The organism is Thalassobacter sp. 16PALIMAR09 (genome assembly GCF_000765485.1).
In the GTDB taxonomy this organism is placed as follows: Bacteria; Pseudomonadota; Alphaproteobacteria; order Rhodobacterales; family Rhodobacteraceae; genus Thalassobacter; species Thalassobacter stenotrophicus.
Genome location: NZ_JHAK01000001.1, coordinates 231,740 through 244,840, shown reverse-complemented (window position 1 = coordinate 244,840; position 13,101 = coordinate 231,740). Strand labels below are relative to the sequence as shown.

The window sequence follows — 13,101 nt, the reverse complement described above, 5'->3', positions numbered from 1 at the left end:
AGATCAACGGATAACGTCTCCCTATGACACAAATCCTAATACTTAATGGCCCGAACCTCAATTTGCTCGGCACGCGAGAGCCCGGCATCTATGGCGCAAAAACCCTCCCCGACGTGGAGGCCGATTGCCACGCGGTCGCGGCTGAACTCGGCATCACAGTGCGCTGCGCCCAGTCCAACCACGAAGGTACGATGGTCGACGAAATCCACGCCGCACGGGATACCTGTGCCGGTGTCGTGATCAATGCGGGCGCCTACACCCACACGTCAATCGCGCTACATGACGCAATTGCAGGCACAGGGTTGCCAGTGATTGAGGTCCACATCTCAAACGTCTACGCACGCGAAGAGTTTCGTCACCATTCCATGATCGCGCGCGCCTGTATCGGCGTCATCGCGGGACTTGGAACGGCGGGGTATGAGCTTGCGCTGCGGGCCATGACAAACCACCTGAAAGCGGGCGGCCCGTGAATGGGCCAACCACAGTCCGCTGCCCGTCAGCCACGGAGCTTTTGTCAGCTCTCAAGGGGTTAACCCAGGCCAAGACCCTTGAGGAAGCCTGGCCCATGGTCCTCAAACAACTGGCGCAATATGGCTTTGACCGCGTGTTTTATGCCGCCACCCAGTTCCGCACCAAGAATGATTTTGGCGATCTCAGCGACGCAGTCATCCTTACGAACTACCCCCCCGATTACATCAAAACGTTCCTCGGCGATGAGTATTACAAGAACGCGCCCACCATCGAATGGGTCTCGCACAACCCCGGTTCCGCCATCAGTTGGAGCCACTCGCGCAAAGCCCTAATGGACGGCGCACTGACCCCAGCGCAGACCAAGGTCATGGAGCTGAACGCCAAATACAACATCAAGGCCGGCTTTACCGTATCCTTTCCTCGGCTGTCACAACGCAGCAATGGCGGGATCGGGGTATGTTCATCTCACATGAGCCAAGAACAAATCGACGCCCTCTGGCAGGACAAAGGCCTTGAGATCGAAGTTCTATGCAACCTCGCACACCTCAAGCTGAACGACCTGCCCTACATCGGCAACCGCGTCCTGACGACCCGCCAACGCGATGCGCTGGAAATGGTCGCAGATGGCAAAACGATCCAAGATATCGCGCAATTGTGGGAACGGAACGTCGCCACGGTCGAAAAACATCTGCGACTCGCCCGCGAAGCGCTGGACGTCGACACCACAGCCCAAGCGATACTAAAAGCGTCGCTCCTCAACCAAGTGTTTATCTCTAGCAGTCTTCGGTAATATCTTGTGATACTCGTAAACGATTTAGTAGGGATTTCCTTACTTCCTGACGCAAGGTCAATCTGTAGTATATGAGGTGTCTTGTGAGTTGGGGCGTTGTGCCTTGAGACTAATCAGTGCGCCAGAAGGGTTGGGATAGCAGCCTGAATGGGGCTCTGCTCGATGAATTCGGGATCGTCGCGGCCTCGGTGTATAGTCCACCGAGGCCGCGGCACTTGAATGGGTGTTTGTCTAATTATCATCCCCAGACGCTAAAGCACCCATGAAAAAAGCGCCGCTGGTTACCCCCAGCGGCGCTTGTTTTTTCTCAGATACGCAGAAGGCGCTTAGCCTTTGACGGCTTTTGCCACCTCAGCTGCGAAATCTTCTTCTTTTTTCTCGATGCCTTCGCCGACTTCAAGACGCACAAAACCTGTGATTTCTGCACCAGCCTCAGCAGCCGCAGCACCAACAGTCAGGTCAGGGTTCACAACGAACGCTTGGTTCACAAGTGTGACTTCTGCCATGAATTTTTTCATGCGGCCAACGATCATCTTTTCGATCACTTGCTCGGGCTTGCCGGACTCGCGTGCGATGTCGATCTGAACCTGCTTTTCTTTCTCAACCACAGCTGGGTCAAGATCGGCTTCGGACAGGGACGCGGGGTTCACAGCAGCAACGTGCATTGCGATCTGTTTGCCGAGCGCCTCGTTGCCACCGTTCATGGCAACAAGCACACCGATTTTGCCCATACCAGGTGCAGCAGCGTTGTGCACATAGGACACAACAGTCCCGCCCGTCAGCTTCGCCATCCGGCGGATGGACATGTTCTCACCGATTGTTGCGATCTTCGCAGTCAGCGTGTCCTCAACGGATTTACCGTTCAGATCAGCCGCTTTGAGCGCGTCAACATCGTCTACCGACAGAGCAGCACCCGCAAAGGAGGCAACCATCTCTTGGAACTCAGCATTTTTACCAACGAAGTCGGTCTCGGAGTTCACTTCCAGTGCGACTGCTGTGTTGCCCTCAACAGCAACAGCCACAAGGCCTTCTGCTGCCGTACGGCCGGACTTTTTCGCCGCTTTCGCGAGGCCCTTGGTGCGCAGCCAATCGACTGCCGCTTCCATGTCGCCGTCTGTTTCGGTCAACGCTTTTTTCGCGTCCATCATGCCTGCGCCGGTCGTATCGCGCAGTTCTTTCACCAATGCAGCGGTAATCGCCATCTCTGGTCTCCTTGTTCGGAAATGTCGTGGGAGGGGGTTTAGCCCCTCCCGGTATCAGCAGTGTGACGCAATAGGCCTTAGGCCTCTGCGGCGACAGCTTCCTCAGCGGGTGCTTCTTCCATCGCACCGATGTCGACACCAGCCGCGCCCAGCTGAGCGGACATGCCGTCCAGCGCCGCACGGGCCACCAGGTCACAGTACAGCGCGATTGCGCGTGCCGCGTCGTCGTTACCGGGGATGATGTAATCAACACCGTCGGGCGAGCAGTTCGTATCAACGATACCAACAACTGGAATGCCCAGCTTTTTTGCTTCCGCGATGGCCAGATCTTCTTTGTTGACGTCGATGACGAACAACAGGTCAGGCACACCGCCCATTTCACGGATACCACCCAGCGAAGCTTCTAGCTTGGCTTGGTCCCGCTCCATACCCAGACGCTCTTTTTTGGTCAGACCAGCAAAGCCTTGGGCAGATGCCTCATCAATCGCCTTCAAGCGAGCGATGGAGTTGGAAACGGTTTTCCAGTTGGTGAGCGTGCCGCCCAACCAACGGTGGTTCATGTAGTATTGTGCGCAACGCTCAGCAGCATCAGCGATCGGCTTTTGCGCCTGACGCTTGGTACCTACGAACAGAACGCGGCCGCCTTTGGCCACTGTGTCGCGAACAACGTTCAGAGCTTGCTCAAGCATAGGAACGGTTTGGGTGAGATCCATGATGTGGATGCCGTTTTTGCCGCCGTAGATGTACGGCGCCATACGGGGGTTCCAACGTTGGGTCTGGTGACCAAAGTGTACACCAGCTTCCAAAAGCTGACGCAGCGAGAATTCGGGCAAAGCCATCTCGTATCTTCCTTTCCGGTTTCAATCCTCGGGCGAGGCATGCGAGACGATTGTCCCAACCGGCGGATACAGACGGGATGTCTCCCCGTATGACCCAACCTCACCCTGTGAAGTACGCGCGACTTAACGCGCGTTCATCCAAATCACAAGTGTCTTTCTTTGGTTCCCCAATATCCCGGGGTGCGCGAGGGGCTGGCCCCTCGCTTAGGGCGCAGCCACAAGGCTGCGCCGCGGGTCTTTAGGGAATGATCCGCGTGTATTTGGTCCCCTCAAGCGAGGCCCCTGCAATCAAACCCGCCTGACCAAAGATCACCGCAATCACAGGATCGAGCGCGCTGGTTGTGTCAGCGCTGACGCTATCGCCCTGCCCCGACAATGCATACTCTAGGTCTGCGCCAGCCGCCCAACCGGGTCCCGCGCGGAAGTTGTTCAAAGCCTCTTCGGTCATGAAAAACAACGCATGCGCGTATTGTTGCGCGCCAATCTGCAACCCGAACGAGGCATTCGCAGCAGAGTAATAGTCCACGGTCGCCCCGCCAACACGCAGCGCGCCACGACCGTACCCGGCACCAAAGCCAAACCCGGCTTCCGTGATCAGCGGCATCACCAAGACACCCGCCGACGTATCGCCAAGCCGTTGCGCGCCCTCAACGTCGCTGTAAAGAAAATCCAGTGCGCTATCCACGCGGGCGTCAATGGTTGAGGCGCCCTTACTGTTAATCCCATTGCCGCACGCCGCCAAAGCCAATGGCGCGACAGCCGTCGTAATAAATCCGCGACGGGAGAAAGTGGTCATGATCGTGATCCTGTAATGTTTACTGCCGATATCAAAAGTCCGGGCGGTTGGCCACCCTGATTGCTTTATACAATATAACAGGGGACGCTCCTTGTCACGCCACCAGATGCTGCGTCACAGCCGCAAAAACCGCCTTAACGGCGCATTTTTGCAAACTGCTCGGCTTGTCGCGTAGTCCAACGGACTTGGAACCGAAATCCTTCGTCCTCTTGGGCCTCTTGCTGGATGATATCCTCACCATGCAACCATGCCCGTGCGCGCCCGTCAGCGAAGGGCACAAACACCTCTTCGTCGTGGGTCGCGGGCGTAACGCGGGTTGCGATCGCAGCCAGTGCCGGATCGCGGCCCTCGCCAGTGACCGCGGACAGGGTAAACACATCCTCACGGCGCGCCGCAATCGCCTCGATGCTCGCGCGTGTGTCGGCATCAACGGCATCGATCTTGTTCCACAACTCAATCTTGGGGATCTCATCGCTCACGCCCAATTGCGCAAGAATAGCATTTACATCCCGCGCCTGCGCATCGCTTTCAGGGTGCGAGATATCGCGCACATGACAGATCAAATCGGCGTCCAACACTTCTTCAAGCGTTGCCCGAAACGCGGCCACCAACTGGGTTGGAAGGTCGGAAATGAAACCAACCGTGTCCGACAGGATAATGTCCGTGCCCCCCGGCAGGGTCACAGCCCGCATCGTAGGGTCCAGCGTCGCAAACAGCATGTCTTTGGCAAAGACATCCGCCCCAGTCAAATAATTGAACAGCGTTGATTTGCCCGCGTTTGTATAGCCTACAAGCGCCACAATCGGGTATGGCACCTTGGCGCGTGCGGCCCTGTGCAAAGCACGCGTCTTGACCACCTTGGCCAATTGCTTGCGAATGCGGTTCACCGCATCGTCAATCGCGCGGCGGTCCGCCTCAATCTGCGTCTCACCCGGCCCCCCAACGAAGCCCAAGCCACCACGCTGACGCTCAAGGTGGGTCCAAGCCCGCACAAGCCGCGTGCGTTGATAGCTAAGGGCGGCCAATTCCACCTGCAACACACCCTCTCGGGTGGCAGCACGGTCGGCAAAAATCTCTAGGATCAGCCCGGTGCGATCCAGAAGCTTCACCTTCCACTCTTTTTCAAGGTTGCGCTGCTGCACTGGCGTCACGGGACCGTCGATGACGACAAGATCAATCTCATCGTCATGCAAAAGCTGCTTTAGCTCGGCCAATTTACCGGTGCCAAACAAATGGCCCGGATGCGGCTTCGGAAGGCGGACGACCTGATCACGCACGACCTCAAGACCCGGCAATGCGTGGGCCAATGACACCGCCTCGGCAAGCCCGTGTTCGGGCGCGCGGCGAGTGTGATCGGGTCCAAGATCGGGATGCAGCACGGCGGTGCGTGTCGGGGGCGCCTCGGTGGCGCCGGACTCAACAGGATCAGTCAGCGCGGTCTTCGCCATCATAAAGGCTGATCGGTTGCGCAGGCATCACTGTCGAGATCGCATGCTTATAGACCAGCTGAGATTGCCCATCGCGGCGCAAAAGCACGCAGAAATTATCAAACCAAGTGATAACACCCTGCAACTTAACACCATTTATGAGAAAGATCGTCACGGGAACCTTCGTCTTCCGGACGTGATTCAGGAAGGCGTCCTGGAGGTTTTGCTTGTCGGAAGCCATTGTTTTATGCCTTTTTTGTTTATGAGGCGTTACGCGGCTCGTAACACCATTACCGGTCGCTTTTGGGGATTATGCTTGTCGTGCGCGTCAATTTCCACCCCAAAACAACGATTTAATCCTGTCGCTAAAAATTTATGCATCTCACGTGGGCGCACTTTCGCCTACCGCCGCCAAAACTCGGGGTTGAGCAATGCAATGATCGCAAGCGTTTCCAATCGTCCAAGGACCATAGCCCCGGCAAAGATAATCTTGGTGGCCGTGTTTTGATCGCTCAGTTGCACGCCCCCTTCCATCGCGACGCTCAGCAGCGGCCCCGTGGTCGAAAGCCCCGCGACCGTCATCACCATCGCCGCCTCAAATGAAACTCCGCTGAGCGCGAACAAAGCCGACAACCCCGCAATCGACATGGCAAAGAGCATGAAGAAAATCCAAGCCGCCTGAGCGCCTTCAGGGTGAACGCGGCGCGATTCCGATTTCACGCCCGCAACGGCGTGCGGCTCTACCAACAGGGCCATTTCTTGTCGTCCGTGCCGATACAGCGCATAGACCCGCAACAATTTGACCCCGCCCGCCGTGGTTGCAACACCGCCACCCAGCACGGACAGGCCCATCAACAAAAGCCCCGGCGTGGACAAGCCAGACCAATACTGCGCCGCCGTCCAACCGCTGCTTTCAAAACCCGTTGTCGTGAGGAAAGACAGCACCGTGAACATCGCACCCCAAAGAGCCTCCAGCCCCTGCCACATGTCATCCTCTAACCGGACCTCAAGCGCGCCGGTCCAATGCCGGGCAAACAGCGCGAGCGGTATGGCGGCGACAAAAAACGCGGCAATCCGCAACTCACGGTCATCGCGCAGCAAACCCAGATGGCCTTTGCGCCATTCAGCCGCAAATGTTTGGCGCGAAACGGCAAAAATCAAAAAGAAGAATACGGCCACCTCGCCCACCCGGCCCGAGACCGCATCCTGCAGGCCACCCACCGCCGAAATCCCGGAGGTCGACAGTGTCGACATCGCGTGGATCGCCGCCGTTGTCGGGCCATCCCCTGCAAGCATCAAGATCAGCGCAAGGTTGAGCGTCAGAAACAGGTAAATCGGCCCCATCGTGCGCGCCGCGCGCCACATCCGCACCTCTGGTGAGATGACCTGATCCAACCCCGTCGTGGGCCGCGTTTCGGCCTGTTGTCTGCGCGGTGTGCTGACCTCAAAACCGCCCAGCCGGAGGGGCGCCAAAATCGCGACCGCCGCCACCCACATAAACAACCCCCCAAGCCAAGCGACCAACGCGCGCCAAACGTGCAACGATAGGGGCAAGCGGTCGGGATCATCGAACAATGTGGCCCCAGTGGTGGTCAGGGCTGACACCATTTCAAGCACTGCGTTCAGGTATGTCGTGTTGCCGACGACCTCCCGGAAGGGCAGCGCCAAAAACAGCGGCAACACCGTGAAAACGCCCGCAATCGACAACAGCTGAGCACGCGCAGGCTTTGCGCTGCGATGGTTCGCGGTGGCCACGCCGACCGCCCCCGCGATGAACAACAAAAACGTCCCGTAATAGAAAAAGATCCGCGCCGGGCGGTGATCATCAAACGCCAACGCGTGAAGCGCGGGAATATACATCGCCGCCGCACACATGATCCCCATAAGCACAACGAGGGGGATGCGCGGCTGCCACTTGTCGCCACTCGCGGCCTTGCGGCTATAGATTGGCCTGCTCAAAAGAAGTCGATCTGCACCTGCAACAGGCGCTCAACTTCGGGAACATCCGCTGATAGCGCAAAGATCGCCACAACGTCGCCCTCTTCAATCCGCGTACTGCCCGAGGGGACAACGACCTTGCCCCCCTTGCTCATGGCGCCCATCAACACGCCTTCGGGAAAATCTACGTCGCGCAATGCCTTACCGGCCAAAGGTGACGTGGATAGGACCTGTGCTTCAATCACTTCGGCCTCGGCGTCGCCAATCGAATAGACCGACCGTACCCGACCGTGTCGCACGTGTTGCAGGATAGATGAGACCGTCGTTTGGCGCGGGTTGATATAGGCATCAATGTCCAGCGGCCCCATCAACGGCACCAGCGTCGGATCGTTCACCAGCGCAATGGCCATTGGACAGCCCGTCGCCTTGGCGCGCACCGCGACCAGAAGGTTGGTTTTGTCGTCATCCGTAACGACCAGAACGGCATCAGCATTCTCAATGCCGGCTTCACGCAGCAGATCAATATCCAACCCATCGCCATTCAAAACGATGGTCCGCTCCAGCGCATCCGCCGCGCGTTCCGCACAGGCGCGGTTGCGTTCGATCACGCGGGCACGGATACGCTCAGGCGCTTGTTCCAGCGTGCGGGCCACTGACAGGCCGACGTTGCCGCCGCCGATGATCACTACACGTTCTTGCTTGCGCGCCACTTTGCCAAAGATTTCCTGCGCGCGTTTGGTATCGTCGCGATGGACCATGACGTAAATCTGGTCATCCGCATACAGCTGATCACCGGGCGCGGGCGCGAACAATTGACCTTGGCGCCGGACGCCCACCACAATCGCCCGCAGAGTTGAAAACAACTCGCTCAACTGTCGCAGTGGCGTATTCAGAACCGGGCAATCCTCATCAAGCGCGAGGCCGACCAGCTCTGCATCGCCATCAAGGAAGCGCGCTGTATCAAATGCCACAGGCGCGCGCAGACGGCGCAGGGCGGCATCCGCGACCTCTCGCTCGGGACTGATGATTACGTCAATCGGCAGATGCTCTCGCCGGTATAGGTCCGAGTATTTCGGGTCCAAATAATTCTGCGCCCGCAGGCGCGCAATCTTGCGGCTGACCCCGAAAACAGAGTGCGCCACTTGGCAGATCACCATGTTCACTTCGTCGGAAAACGTCGCCGCGATCACCATGTCCGCATCGCGCGCACCGGCCCGATCCAACACGTCCGGATAGCTCGCAAAGCCGGTCAGCCCCTGCACATCCAATGTGTCCGTCGCGCGGCGCACCAAATCGGCGTCGCTATCGACGATGGTGACATCGTTGCGCTCCCCCGAGAGGTGCCGGGCAATTTGCCAGCCCACCTGCCCCGCGCCGCAGATAATTACCTTCATATCGGCCCGTATCCCTTGAGCGGTCTCAATGATCGCGTCAGCCTTGATGATGTGGCAGAGACACACGCAAAGGTCAATTGCCAGCCCGGCCACACGCGCGCTAGACTGACGTTATGACCCGTATTTTGTTAATCGCTCCAATTGTTCTTGCCGGTTGCGCCATGCCGATGGAGGCCTGGATAAACCCAGGCGTCGAGGCAACCCGCGCCGAGCGTACCCTGTTAACCTGCGAAGCTGACGCACGGCAGGATTTCCCTGTGGCCATGCAAACCGAGTGGAACAGTTCCATCACAATCGGGGGGCGGTTCTGCGACGATCCCTTTTGTTTTGGTGCAGCACGCGGGTTGCCGACGGCACGTCAACGCGATGTTAACGCAGATTTACGCGCGCGCTCCGTTGATCTGTGCATGAAAGAGGCGGGCTACACCAAAGTCCGCGTGCCGCAATGCCCGGCGGAAATCACTCCGTTACAGCTGTCGCGGCATCCCGGCTCCACCAACGGCATCTGTCTGGTTGATGGAGCCTTCGCGCTCTCGCCTTAGGTTTCTTCCTCAACGCGGGCGACGCGGCTGCCGGATTTGGCGCTAGTCACAACACCGAGCGATTTAAGCTTCCGGTGCAGAGCCGAGCGTTCCATGCCCACAAACGCTGCTGTGCGCGAAATATTTCCACCAAACCGGTTGATCTGCGTCATCAGGTATTGCCGCTCAAACAACTCACGCGCTTCGCGTAGCGGCAAGGTCGCAAGGCTGCCAGTGAGTGTCATCTCACCACTGTCGCCACCACCCTCACCGGGGTTTGGTAACTCAGCCGGTTCAATCGGACCCGTGCCCTCACCCAAGATCAAGATCCGCTCAATGACATTGCGCAATTGGCGCACGTTGCCCGGCCAACGCAGCGTTTGCAGCAGTGCCCGAGTGTCTTCAGACAGCTCCCGCATGGGCAACCCTTGGGATTTGTGCAGGCTCTCGATGAAGTGCTCCGCCAGCTCTGGAATATCCTCCAACCGATCCTCAAGGCTGGGCACATCAATCGGAACCACGTTTAGGCGATGGTACAACTCCTCCCGGAAACGACCAGCTTTAATTTCAGCCTGCAAATCTCTGTTTGTGCTGGAAATAACGCGCATATCGACGCGCACTTTATCGGCGCCTCCAACGCGCGTGAACTGCTGATCCACGAGCACCCGGAGGATTTTGGATTGCGTCCCGATGGGCATATCCGCGACTTCGTCGAAATACACAACGCCGCCGTGCGCCTGCTCCAAAAGACCAGCCTCAACCCCGCGCTCACTGGTTTCACGACCGAACAGAACAGCTTCCATCCGCTCCGGCTCAACACTTGCGCAATTAACGCTGACAAAGGGGCCGCTGGCACGGTTCGAATTGGCGTGAATGTACCGCGCAGCGACTTCCTTGCCGCTGCCAGCCGGACCGCTCAGCATAACGCGCCCGTTCGAATTCATCACTTTTTTCAACTGAGAGGTCAGCGCCTTATAAGCAGCACTTGATCCAATCATCTCAGAGTTTGTTACATCCTTCCGCCGTAACTGCGTGTTTTCGCGTCGCAAGCGAGACGTTTCCATCGCACGGCCAACAACGACCATCAACTGGTCGATATTAAAGGGCTTTTCGATAAAGTCGTATGCCCCTTGCTTGATCGCTGCGACCGCAATCTCGATGTTCCCATGACCAGAAATGATGACGACTGGGATGTCAGGGTTATCGCGGCGAACAGTCTTGAGAATATCGATCCCGTCCATCCGGCTATCCTTAAGCCAGATGTCCAAAATCATTAACGCGGGCGGATCATCGTTAATGGCCGCCATACATTCATCAGCGTTTGCGGCCGTCCGGGTCGCAAACCCCTCATCCTTCAGAATGTCAGAGATCAGATCCCGGATGTCCTGTTCATCGTCGGTAATCAGAATATCGCTCATGGTGTCCTCGCTACGTCAACGTTTTCGCCGTCCGACGGCTCTTTGAGCAAGGGCAACCGGATCACAGCCGCCGCCCCTACATGGCTATTAGAGAACATCGCAGGCGCGTCGCGCAGTTCGAGCGTACCGCCATGTTCTTCAATGATTTTCTTAACAATGGAGAGCCCAAGCCCCGTGCCCTTGTCCCGAGTCGTGACATAGGGTTCAAACAATCGCGCCCGGTCCTCCGGCAGGCCGATCCCTGTGTCGGCGATGGTGATTTCTGCCATCGCGTCAACAAGCCGTAGGTTCACTTGAAGCCCGTGCTCATGCCCGTCGGGCTGGCCTTTGGCGTTCAGGCTCTCAATCGCCTCGCCAGCATTTTTGATAAGGTTAGTAAACGCTTGCCCAATCATTGTGCCATCAAACGCCGCCAAAACAGGCCCATTTGCAATGTCAGCATTAATCGGAACTGGATCGAGAGCAGGCCGCTGCAATACGATCGTGTCACGCAGCAGTGCGGCCAAATCCGCCTGACGACGTTCAGGCTCTGGCATGCGGGCAAACTTCGAAAACTCATCAACAATGCGCCGCAAGTCATTGGTTTGCCTCACAATGACGTCGGTGTATTGGCGCAGGCTATCCCCTTCATCGCCCAACATAGGACCGAATTTTCGGCTCACCCGTTCCGCAGACAACTGGATCGGGGTTAAGGGGTTTTTGATCTCATGGGCGATACGACGGGCAACGTCGCCCCACGCGGCCATTCGCTGCGCGCTGACCAACTCCGTCACATCATCAAAGGCAACCACATAGCCCTCAAGCTGCCCTTCCTCCCCACGACGCTTAGCCAAACGCACCAAGAGGTTTTCCAACTTGCCCCCACGGGTCAAACGCAGCTCTTCTTGTACCGTTTCCGAGCCGCTGCCTTTAAGCCGTTCAAACAACGCTGCAAATTCCGGAACGCAGTCCGCGAGAGCACGACCGTATTGCGCCTCATCTGACAGATGGAGCAGCCGCATTGCAGAGCGGTTTTGAAAATCGACACGACCCTGAGCATCGAGACCGATCACGCCCGCGGTAACTGATCCCAACACGGAGTCGAACAGTCGGCGACGCCGCTCTGTCTGCATATTGGTTTCGACCAAAGCGTCACGCTGCCCTTTAAGCTGGCGCGTCATCTGGTTGAAAAGACGACCTAACATGGCAATCTCATCATCGCCGCGTTCTTCAATGACGCGTACATCCAAATCACCTTGACCGACACGCTGCGCCGCACCGGCCAGCCGCCCAACCGGCCGCGACAGCCCTTCGGCGAACCACAGGCCGAGCCAAACAGCTGCAAGGATCAGGATCAGAGCAAAGGCCAAATACAGCATCCCGAAATCAAAGAATAGTCGCCCACGATCCGCCTCTAACTGACGATACAACTGAACGGTTGCCTGCGTCTCATCCAGCAGGGACAGAATTGCGCCATCGACCTCTCGGGTCACATAAAGATAGCGATCCACGAACGCATTCAGCTTAACCACGACGCGGAACTCATTGTTTTCTTTGTCCTCAACGAGCAGTGGACGGCCGGAGGCAGCTTCCTCCAGCTGCGCGGTTGAGAGTGGCTCGAAGTCAAACAAATAACTCCGCGTACCACGGGATCGCAGTTCGCCCGAGCCGTCAATTACATAGGCTTCTTGTAGCCCCCGCTGTACAGCATCCTGGCCTTGGGTCAGAATTTGCCTCAAATCCGCGTCGCTTAGAAAGAATGTGGATTGCTTTGCAACATTAAGATAGCCTGCCAACCCATTGGCATCTTGAATTAAGTTATCGCGATGCTCCTGGGCATAGGCTTGGGCAGCATCCACCGAATTACCCAAAGCCAACCGCACACGGTCGGAAAACCAACCCTCTAGCCCGATGTTAATGGTAAATGTCGCGAACACCGCAACAAGAATGGTCGGCACCAACGCCATGCCTGAGAACACAAACGTCAAACGCATGTGCAACCGTGATCCAGCAGACCGCGCCCGGCGGGCAGATACCATGCGGGCCACGCGCATCAGCACAAGCGTTGCGACGACCAAAATGTAAACCAGATCGAGCAGCAAAACCCCGCGCAAAGCGGCAGCATTGTCCGTCCCCAAAGGACCCAAAACCCCAAACGTGGCAATCACCAAGACAGGCCCCAGTGCGACCAAGCCTAATGTGATCCACGTCTGTACGCGCCGCTGCCGACGCCAAAGCGACATCCGCGACAAAAGCCCCATGGACATGGCTCGCGCCATAACCCGCCCTCACCTCAACACGGTCAGCCCCTGCCTGTGGACTGCCG

12 protein-coding genes are annotated in these 13,101 nt (G+C 57.6%); 3 read left to right on the top strand and 9 right to left on the bottom strand.

Features of this window, described 5'->3' with window-relative positions; genetic code table 11:
- Positions 1-23 precede the first annotated feature (23 nt).
- Both aroQ and PM04_RS01265 read left to right on the top strand, forming a co-directional pair.
- Entirely contained in the window at positions 24-470 is a 447-nt protein-coding gene (gene aroQ, locus PM04_RS01270) for a type II 3-dehydroquinate dehydratase (protein ID WP_038002872.1), read from the top strand.
- Entirely contained in the window at positions 467-1,261 is a 795-nt protein-coding gene (locus tag PM04_RS01265) for an autoinducer binding domain-containing protein (protein WP_369793288.1), read from the top strand. The genes aroQ and PM04_RS01265 overlap by 4 nt, the downstream gene beginning before the upstream one ends.
- A gap of 326 nt (positions 1,262-1,587) precedes the next feature.
- Here PM04_RS01265 and tsf read toward each other — a convergent pair whose 3' ends face one another.
- The 7 genes from tsf to trkA all read right to left on the bottom strand — a co-directional run bounded on the left by tsf (position 1,588) and on the right by trkA (position 8,857).
- Entirely contained in the window at positions 1,588-2,463 is an 876-nt protein-coding gene (gene tsf / locus PM04_RS01260; protein WP_038002869.1) for a translation elongation factor Ts, read from the bottom strand.
- 77 nt (positions 2,464-2,540) lie between these two features.
- A complete protein-coding gene (gene rpsB / locus PM04_RS01255; RefSeq protein WP_038002867.1) occupies positions 2,541-3,302 on the bottom strand; it encodes a 30S ribosomal protein S2 in 762 nt (253 codons plus the stop codon).
- A 238-nt stretch (positions 3,303-3,540) separates the two neighbouring features.
- A complete protein-coding gene (locus PM04_RS01250; RefSeq protein WP_038002865.1) occupies positions 3,541-4,098 on the bottom strand; it encodes a YSC84-related protein in 558 nt (185 codons plus the stop codon).
- A gap of 134 nt (positions 4,099-4,232) precedes the next feature.
- The gene (gene hflX / locus PM04_RS01245; protein ID WP_052068260.1) at positions 4,233-5,549 is read right to left on the bottom strand and encodes a GTPase HflX; all 1,317 of its coding nucleotides are present in this window, start codon (positions 5,547-5,549) and stop codon (positions 4,233-4,235) included.
- A complete protein-coding gene (gene hfq, locus PM04_RS01240; RefSeq protein ID WP_038002863.1) occupies positions 5,524-5,766 on the bottom strand; it encodes an RNA chaperone Hfq in 243 nt (80 codons plus the stop codon). Before hfq ends, hflX begins: the two co-directional genes overlap by 26 nt.
- A gap of 161 nt (positions 5,767-5,927) precedes the next feature.
- On the bottom strand, positions 5,928-7,484 hold the full coding sequence (locus PM04_RS01235) for a potassium transporter TrkG (protein WP_324618317.1): 1,557 nt from the start codon (positions 7,482-7,484) through the stop codon (positions 5,928-5,930).
- A complete protein-coding gene (trkA, locus tag PM04_RS01230; RefSeq protein ID WP_038003814.1) occupies positions 7,481-8,857 on the bottom strand; it encodes a Trk system potassium transporter TrkA in 1,377 nt (458 codons plus the stop codon). Before trkA ends, PM04_RS01235 begins: the two co-directional genes overlap by 4 nt.
- A gap of 113 nt (positions 8,858-8,970) precedes the next feature.
- Between trkA and PM04_RS01225 the strand changes: the two genes are divergently transcribed.
- A complete protein-coding gene (locus PM04_RS01225) occupies positions 8,971-9,399 on the top strand; it encodes a hypothetical protein (RefSeq protein WP_038002861.1) in 429 nt (142 codons plus the stop codon).
- On the opposite strand, the gene PM04_RS01220 is transcribed toward PM04_RS01225, so the two are convergent.
- Together PM04_RS01220 and PM04_RS01215 are read right to left on the bottom strand one after the other, a co-directional pair.
- Positions 9,396-10,796 carry a sigma-54 dependent transcriptional regulator gene (locus PM04_RS01220; protein WP_038002858.1) on the bottom strand — a complete coding sequence of 467 codons (1,401 nt, stop codon included), beginning with the start codon at positions 10,794-10,796 and terminating at the stop codon, positions 9,396-9,398. The two genes, PM04_RS01225 and PM04_RS01220, sit on opposite strands and share 4 nt — an antisense overlap.
- A complete protein-coding gene (locus PM04_RS01215) occupies positions 10,793-13,054 on the bottom strand; it encodes a PAS domain-containing sensor histidine kinase (protein WP_052068262.1) in 2,262 nt (753 codons plus the stop codon). The genes PM04_RS01220 and PM04_RS01215 overlap by 4 nt, the downstream gene beginning before the upstream one ends.
- Positions 13,055-13,101: the final 47 nt, after the last annotated feature.